Raw genomic sequence first — 21,512 nt, forward strand, 5'->3', positions numbered from 1 at the left:
GGCATGAAACTCACCGTGGTCGGCGGCGGCTCGACCTACACACCCGAACTGATCGACGGCTTCGCCCGGTTGCGCGACACGCTGCCCGTCGAGGAACTGGTCCTCGTCGACCCGTCGGCCGAACGCCTGGAACTGGTGGGCGGGCTGGCGCGGCGCATCTTCGCCCGCCAGGGCCACCCCGGCACGATCGTGACGACGAACGACCTCGACCGGGCCGTCGAGGGCGCCGACGCCGTGCTGCTCCAGCTCCGCGTCGGCGGCCAGGCGGCCCGCCTGCAGGACGAGACCTGGCCTCTGGAGTGCGGCTGCGTCGGCCAGGAGACGACCGGCGCGGGCGGCCTGGCGAAGGCGCTGCGCACCGTCCCGGTGGTCCTGGACATCGCCGAGCGGGTCCGCCGCACCAACCCGGACGCCTGGATCATCGACTTCACCAACCCGGTCGGCATCGTCACCCGCGCGCTGCTCGAGGCCGGCCACAAGGCCGTCGGCCTGTGCAACGTGGCGATCGGCCTGCAGCGCAAGTTCGCGGCGCTGCTCGACATCGCCCCCGCGGACGTCCACCTGGACCACGTGGGCCTCAACCACCTCACCTGGGAGACCGGGGTGCGGCTGCACGGGCCCGAGGGCGAGGACGTCCTGCCCCGCCTGCTGGCCGGCCACGGCGACGCGATCGCCGCCGACCTGCGGCTGCCCCGCCCGCTCCTGGACCGCCTCGGTCTGGTCCCGTCCTACTACCTGCGCTACTTCTACGCGCACGACGAGGTCGTCCGCGAACTGCGCACCAAGCCCTCGCGGGCGTCCGAAGTGGCGGAGATGGAACGCCGGCTGCTGTCGCTGTACGCCGATCCCGCGCTGGACGAGAAGCCGGAGCTGCTCGCGAAACGCGGCGGCGCCTACTACTCGGAGGCCGCGGTGGACCTGGCCGCGGCGCTGCTGACCGGCACGGGCAGCCCCTACCAGGTGGTGAACACGCGCAACGACGGCACACTCCCCTTCCTCCCGGACGACGCGGTGATCGAGGTCCAGGCGGCCGTGAGCCAGAAAGGCCCGACCCCGCTTCCGGTGACGCCGCTCGATCCGCTCTGCGCGGGTCTGACGGCCCAGGTGACGGCCTACGAGGACCTGGCCCTGCGGGCGGCCCTGCACGGCGGCCGCGACCGGGTGTTCAAGGCGCTCCTGGCACACCCCCTGATCGGCCAGTTCGCGTACGCCGAGCAGTTGACCGACCGGCTGATCGCACACAACCGGGAGCACCTCGCGTGGGCCTGACGGCAAGCGTCCTCGCGATCGACGCGGGCAACAGCAAGACGGACGTCGCGGTGGTCGCGGCCGACGGGGAGGTCCTCGCCACGGCCCGCGGCGAAGGCTTCCGTCCTCCCGCGGTGGGCGTGACGGCGGCGGTGGACGCCCTCGCCGAGACCGTCACGCGCGCGTACGGGGCGGCCGGGGTGACGGCGGCGGGGCACGTCTCGGCCTGTCTGGCCAACGCGGACCTGCCCGTGGAGGAGGAGCAGCTGGCGGCGGCGCTGCACGCGCGCGCGTGGGGCGCGTCGGTCGACGTCCGCAACGACACGTTCGCGATCCTGCGGGCGGGCGTGGCCGAGCCCCGGGGCGTGGCCGTGGTCTGCGGCGCCGGCATCAACTGCGTGGGCATGCGCCCCGACGGCCGCACCGCCCGCTTCCCGGCCCTCGGCCGGGTGTCCGGCGACTGGGGCGGCGGCTGGGGCCTGGCCGAGGAGGCCCTCTGGCACGCGGCGCGGGCGGCGGACGGCAGGGGCGGACCGACGGACCTGGCGCGTACGCTCCCGGCCCACTTCGCACTCCCGTCCATGTACGCGCTGATCGAGGCCCTGCACCTGGAGCGCGTCGCGCCGGCCCGCCGTCACGAGCTGACCCCGGTCCTCTTCGCGACGGCCGCGGCAGGGGACCCGGTGGCGCGCACGATCGTCGAGCGTCTGGCGCAGGAGGTGGTGACGATGGCCGCGGTGGCCCTGTCCCGTCTGGACCTGCTGGAGGAGGAGACGCCGGTGCTGCTGGGCGGCGGCGTCCTGACCGCGGGACACGCGCAGTTGGACGACCGTGTCGCGGAGCTCCTCGGCGCGCGGGCCCCGAAGGCGGTCGCGCGCGTGGTGCGGGCACGGCCCGTGCTGGGGGCGGCGCTGCTGGGCCTGGACCGGACGGGAGCGGAGGCGGCGGCGCAGGACAGAACGCGCGCCTTCTTCGAAGGCTGAGCCTGCGCCCGTCCTCGACGGGCCGTGTCGCGGGGCGCGGCTCTGCTGCGGGGGCCGGGCCCGCGACCAGCCACGACGCCCCCGCGCACCGAAACCGACGCACACCCCCATGAAGGAACCGAACACCCGCCCCAGGCGTATTCATGGGCAGGGGTGGCTGCGATCTGATCAAGATCCAGCGAAGGCCGGTGCGCAGTACCGCTCCCGCCAGGGATACTGACCGGCGGGAGATGACCATGGGGGAGGTCGAACAGTGGCAGATCCGGCAACCAGCACGGCACCACCGCCGGTCAAGGCGCCGGTGCCGGCGCCGTCCGGCCCGCGCCGGACGGCGTTCGCCGAGGGCGTCGACAGGGCCCGTGCCGCGGCGACCACCGAGCCCGGGCGGCTGCGGGTCATCGGCGCCGTCCTCGCCCTGCTCGTTCTCGCCTTCGGCGCGGTGACGGCGTGGCAGACCACCGACCGCGCGGCCGCCGCCGACGACGTGCTGCACAAGAGCCAGCCGCTGAGCTCGGACGCGGCCGACATCTACCGTTCGCTGGCCGGTGCCAACACGGCAGCCTCCGACGGCTTCCTGGCGGGCGGCCAGGAGACGGCGACGTCCCGGCACGACTACGAGAAGAACATCGACACCGCGGCCGAAAAGCTCGTCCACGCCGCCAACAGCGCCGACGCCGACTCCGCCTCCACGGAGTACATCGTCAAGCTGAACACGATGCTGCCCGAGTACAAGGGCCTGGTGGAGCGGGCGCGGACGTACAACCGTCAGGGTTTCCCGGTGGGCGGCGCCTATCTGCGCTACGCCAACCAGAAGATGCAGGACGAGATGCTCCCGGCGGCCCAGGAGCTCTACGACAGCGAGAACCGGCGGCTGCAGGCCGACTACGGCGACGCGACCCCCTACCCGTGGGCGGCGATCGCGCTCGGCGTGGTCGCGCTGGCGGGTCTGGCCTGGGCGCAGCACCGCAACTACCGCCGTACGAACCGGGTGCTGAACCACGGACTGGTCGCCGCGACGGCCACGACGACGGTCGTGCTGCTCTGGCTGGTGGTCGGTCACAGCGTGGCCCGCGCCGGGCTCGACGACTCCTACGAACACGGCGTCCGCTCGCTGAACGTGCTGTACGACGCGCGGATCGCCTCCCTCAAGGCCCGGGGCAACGAGAACCTGACCCTGGTGGCGCGCGGCGCCGAGACGGTGAAGGTGACGGCCGACGGCAAGGAAGTGACGCTCGACAAGTTCGACCACGACTTCAACACCGACATGAACCTCCTCGGCAAGGGTCTCGCCCAGGCGGCGAAGCTCGCCGACGACGAGGCCGGCGAGAAGCCGGTCACGTCGGCCGAGAGCAACATGGCGGAGTGGAAGGAGCGCCACCTCGCGGCCCGCGCGCAGGACGACAACGGCAACTACGAGCAGGCCCTGGCCCTCGTGATCGGCGGGAAGAACGCGACCGGCGCGTGCTTCGACAGCGTCGACGACAATCTCGCCACGGCACTGGGGCATGAGCGGAACGAGTTCCGGAAGGCGGCGAGCGGCGGTCTGAACGCGATGACGGGGCTGCCGATCGGCGCCGCCGTACTCGCCGTGCTGGGCGCGGCGGGCGCGGTCCTCGGCATCGGCCGCAGGCTGTCGGAGTACCGGTGATGGGGGGCGTGACGATGCGTGTGCGACGTGTGCGGGCGGGTCTGCGGGGCTGGGGCGGAGTCGGCGCGATGGCGGGTCTGTGCGCCCTCGCGCTGGCCCTCGTGCTGCTGCTGCCGTGGACCGGCTCGGGACCGGCCGCCGGCGCGGGAGCCGGCCGGGGCGGCCGGGGCGTCGCCTCGGGCACCCCGGCGGCCGACGCCACCTGCACCGATCCGGAGAAGCAGACGCTGGCTCCGTCGAGCGCGGACGGTGAGACGATCGCCGCGATCAAGGCCCGGCAGGGTGAGAAGCGCAAACTGATCGTCGGCGTCGACCAGAACAGCTACCGCTGGGGCTACCGCGATCCCAACAACTCCGTCGCGGAACTCGAAGGCTTCGACATCGACCTGGTCCACCGGATCGCGCAGGACATCCTCGGCGACCCGAAAGCCGTCCAGTTCAAGGCCATCCCGACCAACCAGCGCATCCCGGCCATCCAGGAGGGCCGGGTCGACATGGTCGTCCGCACGATGACGATCTCCTGCAGCCGGCTCGGCGACGTCGCGTTCTCCGCGCCGTACTTCAAGACCGGACAGCAGGTCCTCGCCCCCAAGTCCTCGTCCGTGGACGGCTACGACGCCACGCTGGCGAAGAAGAAGATCTGTGCGGCGGCCGGTTCGACGGCGTACACCAGGCTGGCGGACGACCGGAAGGCCGGCAAGCTCGCCGCCGGCGCCACGATCACCACCGTCCCCAACCAGCTCGACTGTCTGGTGCGGTTGCAGCTCGGCGAGGTGGACGCGGTCGTCACCGACGGTGCGCTCGCGGCCAGTCAGGCCGCGCAGGACCCGACGGTGGAGCTCAAGGGCGCCCCGTTCACGACCGAGTACTACGGCGTGGCGATGAAGAGCAGCGCGAGCGACCTGGTTCGCCGGGTCAACCAGATCCTGGTGGCGTACAGCGCGAACGGCTGGCAGGCGTCGTACGACAGGTGGCTGTCGGCCACACTGGGCGGTGACGCGGCCACGTCGAGACCGCCCACACCACCGCAGTACCTGCGCACGGGCTGACGGCCACGGTCGGGCGGCACACCGGAGCGAGGGCCGGCGGAAGGACCGGGCCAGACGGGCAGTACGGGCGGGGCAGGACAGGCAGCGGACAGAGCAGCGGACCGACACAGCAGCGAGAGGTGATCGATGGGCGTCACGGGACCCCCCGGGCCGGTCATGGACCGGGACGAGGTCGACCGTGCGCTGGCGCGGCTCGGCGCGGAACACGAGGCGATCGAGACCTCGCTCCTCGCCCTGCAGGACCACGCGGGCCGCAGGCTCCTCGAAGGCGCCCAGCTCACCGGCGTCACCAAGGAGCGCTGGGCGTCCGCGGAGACGTCGATCACCCTGCTGTGGGCGTACTTCGACGCGTACACGGCCGCCCTGCGCGGGGCCCGCGAGATCCGCTCGCGCCGCCGCTGGTCCAGCCGCGAGGACCTGGCGGAGCTGACGGAACTGCTGCGCGGCGAGTCCGTCACCGTGGCCGGATCGCTCGCGGGTCCGACGGCCGCGACGGCCAACGCCCCGACGCTGCACGGCACGGGCAAGCTCAGTCAGAGCTTCACCCTGACGACGCTCGTCGACCGGATGAACGAGCTGTACGCGTCGTCGCTGGACATGGTCGTGGCCGCCGACGCGGTGTGGTCGGCGCTTCCCGCCCGGATAGATCTACTGGCCGCGGAGCTCCAGCGCACCCGACGGCTGGCGCACTCCGTCGGCGTCCGCCCGGGCGAACATCCGGCGGGCGACGACCTGGAGCGGATCACCCACACCCTGACCGCCCTGCGCGAGCAGGTGATCTCGGACCCGCTCGCCTACTGGACGCCGACGCAGGGCAGTTCGGCGCCGGGCGGCGGCCGTCCCGACACCACGGTGTACGACCGCGAGGCCCGTGCCCTGGACGACGTGCGCCGGGAGATCGACGCCGTCCTGACGGTCCGGCAGGACGCCGAGCAGCGACTGGTGCGGCTGCGGGACGTCCTCAGCCGCGCCGACCGCACCCTCGCCGAGGCGCGCGCCGCGCGCGGCGAGGTGCTGGCGAAGATCGCCGCCACCGAGGTGCCGGTGGTCAGCGGCCCGCCGACCGTGCTGCAGGAGCAGCTCGCGACGGCCGCCGAGTACCGCCGCCACGCCCAGTGGCACCGCCTGTCCCCGCTCCTGGAGTCCCTGGAGCAGAAGGCGGAGGACGAACTGCTGCGCGCCCGCGAGTCGTTGGGCGCGGTCACCCAGCCGCTGGCGGTCCGCGCGGAGCTGCGCGGCCGCCTCGACGCGTACAAGGCGAAGGTCGCCCGCCACGGGCTCGCCGAGGACCCGTTCCTCATCGAGCGCTACGACGCGGCGCGCCGCATGCTGTGGAGCGCACCCTGCGATCTGCGCGTCGCCGAACAGGCCGTCCTGCGCTTCCAGCAGGCGGCCGCCGAACTGCTCAGCGCGCCACGCGTGCCGGAGCAGGGCGGGCCTCAGGACCACAGGGGGGAGCAGTAGCCATGAGTCAGGCAGGGCAGGCGTGTCAGCGGCCGGGCTGCGAGGGGTCGTACGAGGACGTGGGCGGCGGCGAGCTGTACTGCGACACCTGCGGTCTGGCCCCCGTCGTGTCGGTGGAGGGTCCCGCCTCCGGCGGAGGCCTGGTGGGCTCGCCGGCGACCGGGGTGACCGGCGGCGGCAAGGGCTCGTCGGGCAGCGCCAGTTCACGTGCCAGCGCGCGCAGCGCCCGTACGACGTCGCAGTCGGCGAAGTCCCGACGCTCGGTGTCCGGGCGGCTGTCGCGTTCGCTCTCGGGCACGTCGACGGGCCGGTCGGTGTCGGTGCGCAGCTCCGGCTCGACGTCGAGCTCCTCCGGGCGGGCCCGGCTGGGCGCAGGACTGGTCATGGTGCCGCAGGTGCCGAAGCCGGACCCGCGCTCGATGGTGCTGGACAACCCCGAGGTGCCCGAGCGCAAGCGGTTCTGCTCGCGCTCCGACTGCGGTGCCCCGGTGGGTCGTTCCCGCGGCGAGCGGGAGGGGCGCACGGAGGGCTTCTGCACCAAGTGCGGCCACCCGTACTCCTTCGCGCCGAAGCTGAAGGCCGGCGACGTCGTGCACGGCCAGTACGAGGTCGTGGGCTGCCTCGCGCACGGCGGGCTCGGCTGGATCTACCTGGCCATCGACCGTCCGGTGGGCGACCGTTGGGTCGTCCTGAAGGGCCTCCTGGACACCGGCGACCAGGACGCGATGGCCGCGGCCATCTCCGAGCGGCGCTTCCTCGCCGAGATCGAGCACGCGAGCATCGTGCGGATCTACAGCTTCGTCGAACACCTCGACCAGCGCACCGGCTCCCTCGACGGCTACATCGTCATGGAGTACATCGGCGGCAAGTCCCTCAAGGAGATCGCCAACGACCGCCGCACGGCGCAGGGCAAGCGGGATCCGCTCCCCGTCGAGCAGGCCTGCGCGTACGGCATCGAGGCGCTCGAGGCGCTCGGCCATCTGCACAGCCGCAACCTGCTGTACTGCGACTTCAAGGTCGACAACGCGATCCAGAGCCAGGACGAGCTCAAGCTGATCGACATGGGCGCGGTCAGACGCATGGACGACGACGAGTCGGCCATCTACGGCACCATCGGCTACCAGGCGCCGGAGGTCGCCGAGGTCGGCCCGTCCGTCGCCTCCGACCTGTACACGGTGGGCCGCACGCTCGCCGTCCTGACCTTCGACTTCCAGGGCTACACGACCGTCTTCGCGGACTCGCTGCCCGACCCCGACAACATCGAGGTCTTCCGGCAGTACGAGTCCTTCTACCGGTTCCTGGTCCGCGCCACCGACCCCGACCCGGACCGCAGGTTCGCCTCCGCCCAGGAGATGGCGGAGCAGCTGACCGGCGTGCTGCGCGAGGTCGTCTCCCTGCAGAGCGGCCGGGCGCGGCCCGCGCTGTCGACGCTGTTCGGCCCGGAGGTCAAGGTCACGGACACCGAGCTGTTCCCGAAACTGGACGGAGAGGTGTCGCGGCTGGGCGCGCGCGTCGCCGTCACGCCCCGTGGGCTGTTCGGGGGTGCACGGTCCACGACGGCGCCGGCCGGCGTCGCCGCTCACGCCCCCGCCCTGGCCGCCGCTCCCGCCACGGCGGCAGGTTCGCCGCCCGCACTGCCGGGCGGCGCCGCTCCCGCTCTCGCTCTCGCGGGCCCGACGGCCCCCCTCGCGGCCGGCGGCGCGCTGCCGGCCGCCGGCGGTGCGACCGCGCCCGGTGTTCCCGCCGCGCCGGCAGCCCCCGGCCTCGTCAGGGCCGTTCCCGCGCCCGCCGCGGCCCTCGCGCTGCCCGCCCCCCATGTCGACCCCACCGACCCCAACGCGGGCTTCCTCGCGGGCCTGCTGGCGTCCGCGCCGGCCGAACTGATCACGGCCCTCGCGGCCGCGCCGGCGCCGTCGGTCGAGACCCGGCTGCGGCAGATCCGCGCCTGGCTGGAGAACGGCGACCACCAGGCGGCCCTCATGTCGCTGGCGAAACTGGAGGGCGAACGGCCCGACGACTGGCGGGTGGTCTGGTACCGGGGCATGGCCTCGCTGGTCACCGGCGACCACGAGGGCGCCGCGCTGGCCTTCGACGCGATCTACGACGCCTTCCCCGGCGAGACCACGCCGAAGCTGGCGCTCGGACTGTGCGCGGAGGTGCTGGGCCAGCTGGACAACGCCGCCGAGTACTACCGGCTGGTGTGGTCGACCGACCCGAGCTATGTGAGCTCCGCGTTCGGTCTCGCCCGCGTGCAGCTCGCGGCCGGCGACCGCGGCGGCGCCGTACGGACGCTGGAGTCGGTGCCCGAGTCCTCCATCCACTACACCGCGGCCCGGGTGGCCGCCGTGCGCGCGAGGCTCCGCGGGCGGACCGCCGCCGCCTCCGACGTACCCTTCCTGGAGGATCTCACCGCCGCCGCGGCCCAGGTCGAGGCGCTGGACGCGTACGGTCTGGACCCGACGCGGCGCGAGCAGTTGTCCGCCGAAGTCCTCGGCTGCGCCCTCGACTGGATACTCTCCGGTGGCCAGGGCGCGGGACCGGCCGCCCGGGTGCTGCTCGGCAGCCAACTGGACGAACGGGGGCTGCGCTTCGGGCTGGAGCGCTCGTACCGCACGCTGGCCCGGCTGGCGACCGGCGGTGAGGAGAGAGTCGACCTGGTGGAACGTGCCAATCGTTACCGCCCCCGGACGTGGGTGTAGTTGATGTCGCAGATGCCCCGGCAGGCCGCCCTGCCGACGTGTCCGAGCTGCGCGGAGCCGCTCGACGCGGGTGACCGTTTCTGCGGTGCGTGCGGATACGACCTGTCCGTCGTACCGCCGAGCCCGGACGACCACCCGACCCTGACGATGAACGGCTCGGCCCTGCCGGCTCCCGCCGAGACCGGCGGCGCGGTCCGCGAGGTCCGGGACGACCGACGAGCCCAGGAGGCGCCTCCCGGGGCGCCCACGGCCCCCGGCGCACCGGGCGTGCTTGGTGTTTCCGGTGTTTCCGGCGGCCCTGGTGCGGCCGGTGTCACCGGCGCCCCGGGCCCGGCTGACGTTTCCGGTGTTTCCGGTGTTTCCGGTGTCGCCGCCGGATCCGCGGTGTCCGACGTCTCCGGTGTCCGGTTCGACCGGCCCGCGGAGCCGGACGAGTACGCGCTGCAGGCGCCGGACCCGCGGGTCGCCGCCGAGGCCGCCGTCGTGGCGGAGAGCGCGAAAGTGTGCGTGGCCTGCCGTGCGGGCCGGGTCGACGACGACGGGTACTGCGAGAACTGCGGCCACGCCCAGCCGCGCGAACGCGACCACATGGAACTGGAGTCGGGCCCGATCGCCGCCGTCAGCGACCGCGGTCTGCGCCACCACCGCAACGAGGACGCCTTCGGCCTCGGCTGCACCGCCCTGCCCGACGGCTCGCCGGCGCTCGTGGCGATCGTCTGCGACGGCGTGTCCTCCGCGACCCGCCCGGACGACGCCTCCCTCGCCGCGTCGAAGGCGGCGAGCGAGACGCTGCTGGCCGCTCTGCCGCAGGGCACGCACCCCCAACAGGCGATGCACGAGGCGATCGTCGCCGCCTCGCACGCGGTCAACGCGCTTGCCGAGGAATCCGCCACGGCCCGCGAGCACGCCCCGCACCAGAACGCCCCCGCCTGCACCCTGGTGGGCTCGGTGGTCACCGCCGGGCTGCTGGTCGTCGGGTGGGTCGGCGACAGCCGGGCCTACTGGGTCCCGGCGGACCGCAGCTCACCCCCCGCCCGCCTCACCGAGGACGACTCGTGGGCCGCGCAGATGGTCGCCGCGGGCCTGATGAACGAGGCGGAGGCCTACGCCGACGAGCGCGCCCACGCGATCACCGGCTGGCTCGGCGCCGACGCCTACGAACTCGAGCCGCACACCGCTTCCTTCAAGCCGGACCGCCCCGGTGTGGTGGTGGTGTGCACCGACGGCCTGTGGAACTACGCGGAGGCCGCGCAGGAGATGGCGGGCGTCGTCCCGCCGGACGCCTCGGTCCGGCCCCTGCACAGCGCACGCGTACTGGTCGGCCACGCCCTGGACGGCGGGGGCCACGACAACGTAACAGTGGCCGTCGTGCCGTTCCCCGCCCCCGCGCAGGGGGCAGGATCGGCCTGAGGCCGCAGAACGAACTACGGGAAACCCGGGAATCACGGGCAGCACGCGAACCCCGGGATTCACGGCGATCACCGCAATCACGGGGAAGCACGCGTGCGGACCGGAGGGGACCGGTCCGCACCCAGACATCGCCCTACCGACGTGGGGTTTCCGAGGGGGATTTGAGTAGGCATGGCCAATTTCTCGAAGTCGAACGTGCCGCAGTTCTCGGTGGACGTCTATCAGAACGAGTACCTGCCGGAAGGCGGCCGCGAGGTCAACGCCATCGTCACGGTCACCGCCACCGGCGGCGGCACGGTGGGCAGCGCGGCAGCCGCGCCGCACCTCTACTCGCCGAGTCAGGGTCCGTCCGCCGCCGTGGCGATCATGGTGGACTGCTCCGGCTCGATGGACTACCCGCCGACCAAGATGCGCAACGCCCGCGACGCCACCGCCGCCGCCGTCGACACCCTGCGCGACGGGGTGCATTTCTCGGTGATCGGCGGCACGCACGTCGCCAAGGAGGTCTACCCCGGCGGGGGCCGGCTCGCGGTCGCCGACGCGACCACCCGCGAACAGGCCAAGCAGGCGCTGCGCCGGCTGAGCGCGGGCGGCGGCACCGCGATCGGCACCTGGCTGCGGTTGGCCGACCGGCTGCTGTCCACGGCAGACGTCGCCATCCGGCACGGCATCCTGCTGACGGACGGCCGCAACGAGCACGAGTCGCCGCAGGACCTCAAGGCGGCACTCGACGACTGCGCCGGGCGTTTCACCTGTGACGCACGCGGCGTGGGCACCGACTGGGAAGTGAAAGAAGTCACAGGGATCGCGTCCGCCCTGCTCGGCACCGCCGACATCGTCGCCGACCCGGCCGGCCTCGCCGCCGACTTCACACAGATGATGGAGACGGCGATGGGCAAGGAGGTCGCGGACGTCGCGCTGCGGCTGTGGACCCCGGTCGGCACCGCCATCAAGTTCGTCAAGCAGGTCGCCCCGACGGTCGAGGAGCTGACCGGACGCCGTACGGAGGCGGGCCCGCGGGCGGGCGACTACCCCACCGGTTCCTGGGGCGACGAGTCCCGTGACTACCACGTGTGCGTCGAGGTCCCGGCGGCGAGCGTCGGCCAGGAGATGCTCGCCGCACGGGTCTCGCTGGTGATCCCGGAGGCCGGGGGCAGCGTCCGCAACCTGGGCGCGCAGGGGCTCGTGAGGGCCGTATGGACCGACGACATGGCCGCCTCCACGTCGATCAACCCTCAGGTCGCCCACTACACCGGCCAGGCCGAACTGGCACAGGTCATCCAACAGGGGCTCGACCTCCGCAAAGCGGGAGATATGGATGGAGCGACGGCCAAACTGGGCCGCGCGGTCCAGCTCGCGAGCGTCTCGGGGAACGCGGATACTGCGAAACTGCTTGCGAAGGTGGTGGACGTGGTCGATGCCACGACGGGTACTGTGCGACTGAAGGCCAAGGTCGCGGACGCCGACGAGATGACGCTCGAGACCCGGTCCACAAAGACTGTTCGTGTAAAGAAGTGACCTGAACCAGCTCCCGGCACGCCGAAGGCCTCCGGGACACCGAAGAAGAGAGGGGGACGCGCCGACATGCCGACCTGCCCGAACGGACACCAGTCGGGTTCCGACGACTGGTGCGAGGTCTGCGGTCACCGCATGGCCGGTGCCGTACCTCCGCCCCCGCCCCCGCCGCCCCCCACCGCGGGCGGCGGCTACGGCTTCCCGCCGCCCCAGCCCGGCCAGGGCGGCGGCCGGCCCGGTGGGCGACCCCTGTCCTCGGCGCCCGGCCACGAACCCGAGCTCTGCCCGCAGTGCCGCACGCCCCGAGAGGGCGGCGCGCCCTTCTGCGAGGAGTGCCGGTGGAACTTCCTCACCAACACGGCGACCTCGTACACCCCGGCCGCCCCCCGCACACCGGCCCCCGGCCCGGGCGGACCCGGTGGCCCCGGTCACATGGGTCCGGGCGGTCCGGGGCAGGGTGGTCCGGGGCAGGGTGGTCCGGGTCCCGGCGGGCGCTTCCAGCCACCGCCGCCGTCCTACGGGGGCGGTGATTCCTTCGAGTACCAGGGTTCCCGTCCGTCGCAGGTGAACCGCCCCGCGGAACCGATTCCGTCAGGCCCGCCGTTCGGCGGCGACCCTTCGGGGCGGCAGGGCGGTCCCGGCGGCGTGGGCGGCCCCGCGGGGCAGGCCGGCGGACCCTTCGGGCGCGAGCCGGGTGGTCAGGGCGGTTCCGGCGGCCCCGGTGCTCCGGGCAGACCCGGTGGCGCCTCCGGTCCCGCCGGCGGTCCCCCGGCGGGCGCCTTCGGAGGCCCCCCGACCGCTCCGGGCGGCGGCCCCTTCGGCCGTGAGCCTTCCGGACCGGGCGGCCGCCCGCCCGGCCAGGCCGGCGATCCCTTCGGGCAGCCTTCGGGCCCGCCCGCGGACCCCTACCGGCGTGAGCAGAGCGGGCAGTCCGCCGATCCTTTCGGACGCGAGCCGTCCGGCCCGTCGGGCGACCCCTTCGGCCGTGAGCCTTCCGGACCGGGCGGCCGTCCGCCCGGACCGGCCCGCCCCGGTGACGGCGGCCCCTCGGGCTTCGGCGGCGAGCCCTCGCGGCCGGGCTCTCCCGGGCCCACGCCCACGGCAGGTCCCGGCGGCTTCCCCGGCCAGGGCGGCCCCGGAGGTCACGGCGGCCAGGGCGGTCCCGGAGGCCCCGGAGTTCCGCAGGCCTACCAGCCGTCCGGCCCGCCGTCCCCTCCCGGCTACCCGCAGGAGACCGGCCGGCAGCAGCCCGGAGGCGGCCGGCCCTTCGGCGGCGGTGACGACGACTGGGTGATCTCTCCGCCGTCGCACACGGGCCCCGGCCAGGCGGACCCCCGGAGTCAGGGAGCGCCCCAGGGCGGCGGTGGCTACGGCTACCCGCAGACGGGCGCCACCCAGGCCCCGCCCCCGCCCAACCCGGCGTTCTCGCAGCAGCCGGCCACCTGGACGGCGACCATCGGCCCGGACCGCTCGTATTTCATGGCGATGATGCACCGCTCGGGTCCGGAGGCCGCGGGCCTGAACCTGCCCGCGTACTCGCCCGAGCAGCAGCGCACGCTCACCGGCAACCAGATCACCATCGGCCGCCGTCGCCATTCCACCGGCGAGACCCCCGACATAGACCTGTCGGTGCCGCCGGAGGACCCGGGCGTCTCGCACCAGCACGCGGTGCTGGTGCAGCAGCCCGACGGCAGCTGGGCCGTCGTCGACCAGAACTCGACGAACGGCACGACGGTCAACGGCTCGGAGGAGCCCATCCAGCCGTTCGTCCCGGTGCCGCTGCAGGACGGCGACCAGGTGCACGTGGGCGCCTGGACGACGATCACCGTCCGCCGAGGCTGACAACGGCCGACCGGTCCGGGCGGGCACAGGCCGACCCGGCCCCGGCTGGCTCGACCCCGGTCGGCTCGACCCCGGTCGGCTCGACCCCGGTCGGCTCGGCCGTCCTGACGCCCTTGACGCCCCCGCCGATACGGCCGCCTCGGATGCGTGGAAGGTCCGACGTCCAGGACGTCTTGGTCGTCCCGGACGTCCGGGCCGGGCCGTCGTCCGGCCGTCCCCTCGTTCCCGAGGCCGGTCCCCGGCGCGCGGCAGGGCCGCCGCTCGACCGGGTCGGGCCCGGCTAACCCGGCAGGGGCCATGCGTACGGGCCCTCCGGATCGTCGAGCCACGCCCACGCGTGTCCGCCGCCGACCGTGACGCCGTAGCGCTCCCGTCCCGGCATGCCCTCGCGCTCCCACAGGGAGCACGCCTCCTGCGGGTCGAGGGCCTCCCGGGTGAGGGTCAGCAGGAAGCGGAACCGGTCGCTCTCCCTGACCCGGCCGGGCACCCCCGAGAGGGTCACCGGCTCCGGGTCGGGCCGGTCCGACCCGCGCAGCGGCACGAAGTACGCCGGCGTGTGCAGGAACCGTCCCTCCGCGTGTCCGGCGTCCCGGACCGTCAGCGCGATCAGCCCGGTGGCGAGCGGCGCGAGGATCAGGGCCCCGGGGGCGCACTGGGCGAGCCAGGCGCGCGGGACGGACGCCAGCGTGCAGGTCGCGATGATCCGGTCGAAGGGGGCGCGTTCGGGGACCCCTCGCGCCCCGTCCCCGGTGACGACGGCGGGCCGGTATCCGGCGTCCGCGAGATGCCGGCGGGCGGACTCGGTGATCTCCGGATCGAGGTCGACGGTGGTGACGTTCTCCTCGCCGAGCAGGTACGACAGCAGCGCCGCGTTGTACCCCGTGCCGGCGCCGATCTCCAGGACGCGGTCGCCGTCCTCGACCCGCAGCTCGGCCAGCATCAGCGCCATGAGGGAGGGCTGACTGCTGGACGTGAGCAGCACGCCGTCGCGCAGCCGGGTGGCCAACGGGGTGTCCTCGTATGCGCCCCGCATCCAGCGCTCCCTGGTACGCCGGTCGGGACTCTCGCCCCAGCGCCGCTCGTAGCCTCCGGCGCCGGCCACGTAGTAGTAGGGCACGAAGAGATGGCGCGGCACCGTCGCGAAGGCCTCCCGCCATCGCGGGTCGGCGGCGAACGCTCCGCTCGCCTCGATCTCCCGCACCAGCAGAGCCCGAGCGGAGGCGGCGAGGCCGGCCGTACCGGCGGGTTCGGGATCGTGGGCGCCCATGACTCCACTGTGCGGTGCGCGGCCCCCGGAAGCGAGCATCGGGGGTGGTCCTAAGCCTCGAGTCCTCCGTCGCGCCGTCTGAGACCATGGGAGGCGTGACAGAGATTCGGCGCGGCACGCTTCAGGAGCAGACCTTCTACGAGCAGGTCGGCGGGGAGGAGACCTTCCGTCGGCTGGTCCACCGTTTCTACCAAGGGGTCGCCGAGGACCCACTGCTGCGGCCCATGTACCCGGAGGAGGACCTGGGCCCGGCCGAGGAGCGCTTCGCGCTGTTCCTCATGCAGTACTGGGGCGGCCCGACGACCTACAGCGAGCAGCGAGGTCACCCGCGGCTGCGCATGCGGCACGCCCCCTTCGCCGTGGACCGGGCGGCGCACGACGCCTGGCTGAAGCACATGCGGGACGCGGTGGACGAACTCGGCCTGTCCGAGGAGCACGAGTACACGCTCTGGAAGTACCTGACGTACGCGGCGGCGTCGATGGTGAACACCCCGGAGTAGACGTCTCGACGTGCCGCACGGCAAGAGTGCGGCACGGCACGGCATGCGGGACGGCACGGCAAGAGTGCGGGACACCACGGCAAGAGTGCGGCACGGCACGGCAAGAGTGCGGGACGGCACACGGCGGCGTGAGCACCCCATGGCCGTCGGCTGCGCACGACGGCATCAGAACACGACGCCATCAGCGCACGAAGGCGTCCGACGACGGCGGGATCAGAACTCGACGGCCTCGGACGGCGTCAGCGCACGCTGACGTCCAGCATTCCCAGCCGTCCCGCGCGCCGCACGGCGACCGACCCGTACGGGGTGCGCAGCCGCAGCCATGCGCCGAGCGAGAGCAGCGCCAGGTCCCCCGGGCCGGCCGCGGGCCGGAGGAAGCCGAGCGACTGGGCCGCGTGCACGGCCCGCACGGGAAGTCCGGTGTCCCCGATCGTCCGGGACCAGATCTCCCGTCCGATCCGGTCGACTTCCGCCCGGGTCCGCAGTTCGGCCGCCAGCTCCTCGGTGCGGGACCGGAACTCGGCGACGGCCGAGCCGACCGCCGCCCGCAGCGCGTCCGGCGCGGGCAGGCCCGCCTCGGGCCGCCACCCGCCGCGCGGCGGTAGCACGCCGGCCCACGGAGGCCCGGTGACCGCGGTGGGGACGCCGGCCGTGGCGGCGCTCTCGGCCACGGACTCCAGCAGCTCGCCCGCCGACACCGTCACGTCCAACGTGACGTCCAGGCCGGCCTCGTACGGCTTGGCGAGACGGACCGCGCGGATCGCGAGCACCTCGAAGGACGGCGGCCGCCCGAAGACGGCGAGCGCGGTGCCGGCCGCCTGCAGCCGCACCGCGGCCGCGCGGTCGTAGTGGAGCAGCCGGGAGAGGAAGGCCGCGAGATCCGCGGCCTCCCCCTCGTCGGCGAGGTGGAGCACCGTCATGCGGCGACGGCCTTCTCGGCGTCGTCGTCCTGGTACTCCTCGAGGAAGAGGCGCTCCTCGGCGGTGATCCGGCGCGGCCGTTGCGTCGCGAAGTCGAACGGCACGATGACGGTGGAGGCCCGCACGTAGACCACGTCGTCGTCCTTCACCTCGTAGGAGATGGTGAAGGACGCCGCCCTTATCTTCGTGACCCACAGCTCGATGTCCACGGGCGTGTGCCGGTGGACGAGCTGCCGCTTGTAGTCGATCTCGTGGCGCGCCACCACGGACCCCTGCTGGAAGTCCTTCTCCGGACGGAACAGGAAGTCGATACGGGCTTCCTCCAGGTAGCGGAGGAAGACCACGTTGTTGACGTGGCCGTACGCGTCCATGTCCGCCCAGCGCAGCGGGCAGCGGTAGATGTGCCGCAAGATCGATCAGCCCCGGGTCAGCTTCTTGTAGGTGGCACGGTGCGGACGTGCGGCGTCCGCACCCAGCCGCTCGACCTTGTTCTTCTCGTACGACTCGAAGTTGCCCTCGAACCAGAACCACTTGGAGTCACCCTCGTAGGCGAGGATGTGGGTGGCGACCCGGTCCAGGAACCAGCGGTCGTGAGAGACGACCACTGCCGCGCCCGGGAACTCCAGCAGCGCGTTCTCGAGGGAGGACAGCGTCTCCACGTCGAGGTCGTTGGTCGGCTCGTCGAGGAGGAGCAGGTTGCCGCCCTGCTTGAGGGTGAGCGCGAGGTTCAGGCGGTTGCGCTCACCGCCGGAGAGCACCCCGGCCGGCTTCTGCTGGTCAGGTCCCTTGAACCCGAACGCGGAGACGTACGCGCGGGACGGCATCTCCACCTGCCCGACGTTGATGTAGTCGAGCTCGTCGGAGACCACGGCCCACAGCGACTTCTTCGGGTCGATGTTCTCGCGGCTCTGGTCGACGTACGAGATCTTGACGGTCTCGCCGACCTTGATGGACCCGGAGTCGGGCTCTTCGAACCCCTGGATCATCTTGAACAGGGTCGTCTTGCCGGCGCCGTTCGGGCCGATGACGCCGACGATGCCGTTGCGCGGCAGCGTGAAGCTCAGGTCGTCGATGAGGACCTTGTCCCCGAAGGCCTTGGTGAGGTTGTTGACCTCGACGACAATGGAGCCCAGGCGCGGGCCCGGCGGGATCTGGATCTCCTCGAAGTCCAGCTTCCGCATCTTGTCGGCCTCGGCGGCCATCTCCTCGTACCGGGCGAGACGCGCCTTGGACTTGGCCTGACGCCCCTTGGCGTTGGACCGCACCCACTCGAGCTCTTCCTTCAGACGCTTGGCACGCTTGGCGTCCTTCTGGCCCTCGACCTTGAGACGGCTGGCCTTGGTGTCGAGGTAGGTGGAGTAGTTGCCCTCGTAGGGGTGCGCGCGACCGCGGTCGAGCTCGAGGATCCACTCGGCGACGTTGTCGAGGAAGTACCGGTCGTGGGTGACGGCGACGACGGTGCCGGGGTACTTGGCGAGGTGCTGCTCCAGCCACTGCACGGACTCGGCGTCCAGGTGGTTGGTGGGCTCGTCGAGAAGCAGCAGGTCGGGGGCCTCGAGCAGCAGCTTGCACAGCGCGACGCGACGGCGCTCACCACCGGAGAGGTTGGTGACGGGCCAGTCGCCGGGCGGGCAGCCGAGGGCGTCCATGGCCTGCTCGAGCTGGGTGTCCAGGTCCCACGCGTTGGCGTGGTCGAGGTCCTCCTGCAGCTTGCCCATCTCGTCGAGCAGCGCGTCGGAGTAGTCCGTCGCCATCAGCTCGGCGACCTCGTTGAAGCGCTTGAGCTTGCCCATGATCTCAGCCGCGCCGTCCTGCACGTTCTCCAGAACGGTCTTGGACTCGTCGAGCGGCGGCTCCTGCAGCAGCATCCCGACGCTGTAGCCGGGCGACAGGAACGCGTCACCGTTGGAGGGCTGCTCCAGTCCCGCCATGATCTTCAGAACGGTGGACTTACCGGCGCCGTTCGGCCCGACCACACCGATCTTCGCGCCGGGCAGGAAGCTCAGCGTTACGTCGTCAAGGATGACCTTGTCGCCGTGTGCCTTGCGCGTCTTGCGCATGGTGTAGATGTACTCAGCCAAGAGAAACCGTCCGGCAGCTTGAAATCTGGCAGTGGGCAGATACACCCCATCTTGCCGGACGGCTACCCCTCGGGGGAAACCCGTCCGGGCAGGGGGCTTTGATCTGGGGTTTTCGCCGGGAGGTCCCGGAGGCGGGGCGCCGGCGGTGCCGTTGACCGGCAAGCGGTGCCAGTGGTCGGCGGGCGGCCGCGACAGTGCTCTGTCGCGGCACGCCGCCCGTGGTGCCGTGTGCTTCTAAAGCTTGGTCATCTTGGCGTAGGGGCTCAGGATCCGCTCTTGTGCCGAGCCGAAATCCACGAGCGCAGCGATTCCGTCCTCGATGCCGATCACTCGGCCGAGGCCGTACATGTCGTGTGTCACCTGGTCGCCCACGGCAAAGTGCTTGGGCACGAGTGTTGCCGGCGCCTTGAAGGGGCTGGTGGGCAAGTGACGCTTCGGTGCAGAAGGTTTTGTCATTGCCTTCAGTATGCGCCTGGATCGGGGTGGAAATCGGCTGGAGTCCGCGGTCGGGACTCTTCCAGGGTCTCGCGGGTGGACCGAAACAGGTCGGATGACCGGTACGCCGCCCAGGATTCGCCGCTTGCCCGACGGCTGTCGACGGTGGCGGAACTGGCGCGGCCGGCACCGGACGATTCTCCTTCCCGCCCACTCCGGTGGTGAGCCTCTGCGCGGGGCAGTGACGCGATCTGCCGGGCGTTCTGCCTGGTCATCCGCACCGCGAGGACGTGTGGGTGCGGCCGGTGGAGCTTGATCGACACAGCGTCGACGCGACCCTCGAGGCCGCCCGGCCTGCCGCCCTCACGCAGGTCGAGGTCGTCGCGCCGACGCCTCGCCCCTCGATCACTGCGCCGGGATGAGGCCCGCCGACATCGTGCTGCTCCGCGGAGAGCTCGGAAACATCACGGATTGGGACACCGAACGGACCGTCGACACGTGCGCCCGGCTGTGCGCGACCGGAGGCCGGGTGCCGGGACACCGAACGGACCGTCGACACGTGCGCCCGGCCGTGCGCGACCGGAGGCCGGGTGCCGGGACACCCCGGCCACGACAGGCTGCGCCCGGCGACCTGAACCCGGGGCCGCCGGCCCGCTCGGTCGGGTCCACGGGACTCAGCGGCAACCCTGTCCCGTTCTTTTCGTACTGTGACATTTGTCGGCCTTGCACCGGCTTGTCGGTTCAGCCAGATCCGTCAGCACGGTCAGGCACCGCGCCAGTCGGGCGCGCCGGCTCTGTCAGCTCTGTGAGCCGTTCTCCTTGCGGCCGACGAGCAGGAGCGCCGCTCCACCGATGACCACCAGGCCGATGGCCGTGCCCGCGATGAGCGGGGTGGCACTGCTGCCGCCCGTCGCGGCGAGGTCGGTGTCGTCCACGGTGGAGATGCCGCCCACCGTGGCAGGACTCGGTTCGCTCAGGGTCTGAGTGGTCAGGCCGGCGATCTCGTCGGCCTGTGTCCGGCAGTCCAGGACGCCGGTGAACCTGTTCTGGTCCCCTCGAGGACCGACGATCGAGAAGTCGTAGGCCTGGTCCTCCTGCAGCGGGATCGTCACCGTGAGGTCCCCGCCGGCGGGGATGGTGTGCTGCAGACCCATCAGCTCGAACGTGAAGGCCTCGTCACCGCGGTTGGCGGCGGCGATGTCGACGCCGGTCTTCGCGCAGTTCTTCGCGGCGGACAGTGCCGGTATGGCGCCCTTCTGGGCCCAGGTCGCGCCGGCCGTCGCCGACACCGTGGACTCGCTGGAGCCGGCCAGGATCTGGGTCTGGCTGCGACTGTCGGAGGTGAAGGCGCGGCCGACCGGGACGGTGGTGGAGGCCTGCACGGTCAGCTCGGCCGAGCCGGCGGCCGTGTCAGCGGGTACGTCGAAGAACAGTTGGCTGCCGTCCGACACTGCCGTGAGCGGCTTGCCGTCCTTGCCGACGATGCGCACCCCGCTGGTGGCGGCGTCCACCGGCGGCGTCACCGTGGCGCTCGTCGCGTTGGTGTGGACCGTCACCGGGCCGAGCAGTCCGCCCGGGCGGCCGGACACGGCGGGCGCGTCGAGGGTGAGGGAGGCCGTGGGCTCAGGGACCACCCGGGCGGCCTTCTGCAGGTAGTCCGCGAGCCGCTCGGCCTGCGGGTCGACGGCGTCGACGGCCGCGCCGTCCGAGTAGCGCCAGATGGCGACCTGGGTGCCGGCGGCCGCGTCCTGCTCGGTGAGGCCGGCGCCGATGCCGGCTTTGTCGGCGAGCGAGGCGAGATCGTTCACCTGGGGGTACGAGTTCTGCAAGATCCAACGGATGCGGCCCGCGTTCCGGTTCGCGGCCAACAGCGTGCCGCTCCAAGGCGTCTCGTGGTACTTGGCGTCTCTCTGCGTGGGGTTGTAGAGGTCGACGCAGTACGTCTGGAGGGTGCCGCCGCCCTCGACGGACATCTCGAACAGGCCGGCCGACACCTCCTGGTCCCCGCCCTCGGCGTGGACCAGGGCAGCGCCGTAGGTCTTGAGACCGCCGATCGTCGCGGTGGCCCCGCCCTGACTCTGCGTCACCTCCGCCGCGGCGGCCGTGCCCGCAGTGGCGAGCACCCCGACGGCGACGAGGCCGGACGCCACGGCCGCCGCCGCGAGACGGACCGGGCCCCGCCCACGAGCGAACAACGCGGAGATCGAAGAAATCACACAATTCCCCTTCGAGCAGGACCCGTTGATGTGGGGGTACGGTCCCACCAGCAGAATCAGAAGCCCCAGTGGGCTACGTCCGGCATCCTAGAGACGCCGCGCACCACGCCTGCCGGTCATCTCGTCCGATCACCGATCCGACTCGGAATCGTTATCCCCAAGATCGGCCACGAGTGGGGCATGTCGACTTGTCCACTTCGCTGTTGCGCGCAGATGCGTCGAAATGCCGCAGCTC

At 72.6% G+C, this 21,512-nt stretch carries 16 protein-coding genes; 10 read left to right on the forward strand and 6 right to left on the reverse strand.

Going from position 1 to position 21,512, the window contains the following annotated elements; all coding sequences use genetic code 11:
* Window positions 1-3 precede the first annotated feature (3 nt).
* The 9 genes from ACN6LD_RS20000 (at window position 4) to ACN6LD_RS20040 (ending at window position 13,858) form a co-directional block, all read left to right on the forward strand.
* Complete coding sequence (locus ACN6LD_RS20000) at window positions 4-1,269, forward strand: 6-phospho-beta-glucosidase (RefSeq protein WP_445043882.1); 1,266 nt, start codon at window positions 4-6, stop codon at window positions 1,267-1,269.
* Window positions 1,260-2,231, forward strand: coding sequence for an N-acetylglucosamine kinase (locus ACN6LD_RS20005; protein ID WP_319194942.1), 972 nt, complete (start codon window positions 1,260-1,262; stop codon window positions 2,229-2,231). Before ACN6LD_RS20000 ends, ACN6LD_RS20005 begins: the two co-directional genes overlap by 10 nt.
* A gap of 253 nt (window positions 2,232-2,484) precedes the next feature.
* Entirely contained in the window at window positions 2,485-3,879 is a 1,395-nt protein-coding gene (locus ACN6LD_RS20010; RefSeq protein WP_415924961.1) for a hypothetical protein, read from the forward strand.
* 14 nt (window positions 3,880-3,893) lie between these two features.
* On the forward strand, window positions 3,894-4,928 hold the full coding sequence (locus tag ACN6LD_RS20015) for a glutamate ABC transporter substrate-binding protein (RefSeq protein WP_445043883.1): 1,035 nt from the start codon (window positions 3,894-3,896) through the stop codon (window positions 4,926-4,928).
* Between the two features lie 126 nt (window positions 4,929-5,054).
* Entirely contained in the window at window positions 5,055-6,392 is a 1,338-nt protein-coding gene (locus ACN6LD_RS20020) for a hypothetical protein (protein WP_445043884.1), read from the forward strand.
* A gap of 2 nt (window positions 6,393-6,394) precedes the next feature.
* Window positions 6,395-9,091 (forward strand): tetratricopeptide repeat protein, encoded by a 2,697-nt coding sequence (locus ACN6LD_RS20025; protein WP_445043885.1) that lies wholly within the window; start codon window positions 6,395-6,397, stop codon window positions 9,089-9,091.
* Window positions 9,092-10,501: a PP2C family serine/threonine-protein phosphatase gene (locus ACN6LD_RS20030; RefSeq protein ID WP_445043886.1), complete on the forward strand. Its 1,410-nt coding sequence runs from the start codon at window positions 9,092-9,094 to the stop codon at window positions 10,499-10,501. It begins immediately after the preceding gene.
* A gap of 171 nt (window positions 10,502-10,672) precedes the next feature.
* A complete protein-coding gene (locus ACN6LD_RS20035) occupies window positions 10,673-12,019 on the forward strand; it encodes a vWA domain-containing protein (RefSeq protein WP_319194935.1) in 1,347 nt (448 codons plus the stop codon).
* Between the two features lie 66 nt (window positions 12,020-12,085).
* A complete protein-coding gene (locus tag ACN6LD_RS20040) occupies window positions 12,086-13,858 on the forward strand; it encodes an FHA domain-containing protein (RefSeq protein WP_445043887.1) in 1,773 nt (590 codons plus the stop codon).
* 280 nt (window positions 13,859-14,138) lie between these two features.
* Here the strand turns inward: ACN6LD_RS20040 and ACN6LD_RS20045 are convergent, their stop codons facing one another.
* Window positions 14,139-15,125: a methyltransferase domain-containing protein gene (locus tag ACN6LD_RS20045; RefSeq protein ID WP_445043888.1), complete on the reverse strand. Its 987-nt coding sequence runs from the start codon at window positions 15,123-15,125 to the stop codon at window positions 14,139-14,141.
* An 86-nt stretch (window positions 15,126-15,211) separates the two neighbouring features.
* On the opposite strand from ACN6LD_RS20045, the gene ACN6LD_RS20050 reads away from it, so the two are divergent.
* On the forward strand, window positions 15,212-15,625 hold the full coding sequence (locus ACN6LD_RS20050) for a globin (RefSeq protein ID WP_319195894.1): 414 nt from the start codon (window positions 15,212-15,214) through the stop codon (window positions 15,623-15,625).
* A 239-nt stretch (window positions 15,626-15,864) separates the two neighbouring features.
* Here ACN6LD_RS20050 and ACN6LD_RS20055 read toward each other — a convergent pair whose 3' ends face one another.
* The 5 genes from ACN6LD_RS20055 to ACN6LD_RS20075 form a co-directional block, all read right to left on the reverse strand.
* Window positions 15,865-16,545: a hypothetical protein gene (locus ACN6LD_RS20055; RefSeq protein WP_319195895.1), complete on the reverse strand. Its 681-nt coding sequence runs from the start codon at window positions 16,543-16,545 to the stop codon at window positions 15,865-15,867.
* Window positions 16,542-16,955 carry an acyl-CoA thioesterase gene (locus ACN6LD_RS20060; RefSeq protein ID WP_319195897.1) on the reverse strand — a complete coding sequence of 138 codons (414 nt, stop codon included), beginning with the start codon at window positions 16,953-16,955 and terminating at the stop codon, window positions 16,542-16,544. The genes ACN6LD_RS20055 and ACN6LD_RS20060 overlap by 4 nt, the downstream gene beginning before the upstream one ends.
* A gap of 6 nt (window positions 16,956-16,961) precedes the next feature.
* The gene (gene ettA / locus ACN6LD_RS20065; protein ID WP_319195898.1) at window positions 16,962-18,626 is read right to left on the reverse strand and encodes an energy-dependent translational throttle protein EttA; all 1,665 of its coding nucleotides are present in this window, start codon (window positions 18,624-18,626) and stop codon (window positions 16,962-16,964) included.
* 234 nt (window positions 18,627-18,860) lie between these two features.
* Complete coding sequence (locus ACN6LD_RS20070; protein WP_057574844.1) at window positions 18,861-19,082, reverse strand: hypothetical protein; 222 nt, start codon at window positions 19,080-19,082, stop codon at window positions 18,861-18,863.
* Window positions 19,083-19,858: 776 nt separating this feature from the next.
* A complete protein-coding gene (locus tag ACN6LD_RS20075; RefSeq protein WP_319195899.1) occupies window positions 19,859-21,277 on the reverse strand; it encodes a thioester domain-containing protein in 1,419 nt (472 codons plus the stop codon).
* Between the last annotated feature and the right edge of the window lie 235 nt (window positions 21,278-21,512).

The sequence above is a fragment of the Streptomyces sp. SAS_272 genome, assembly GCF_052543235.1.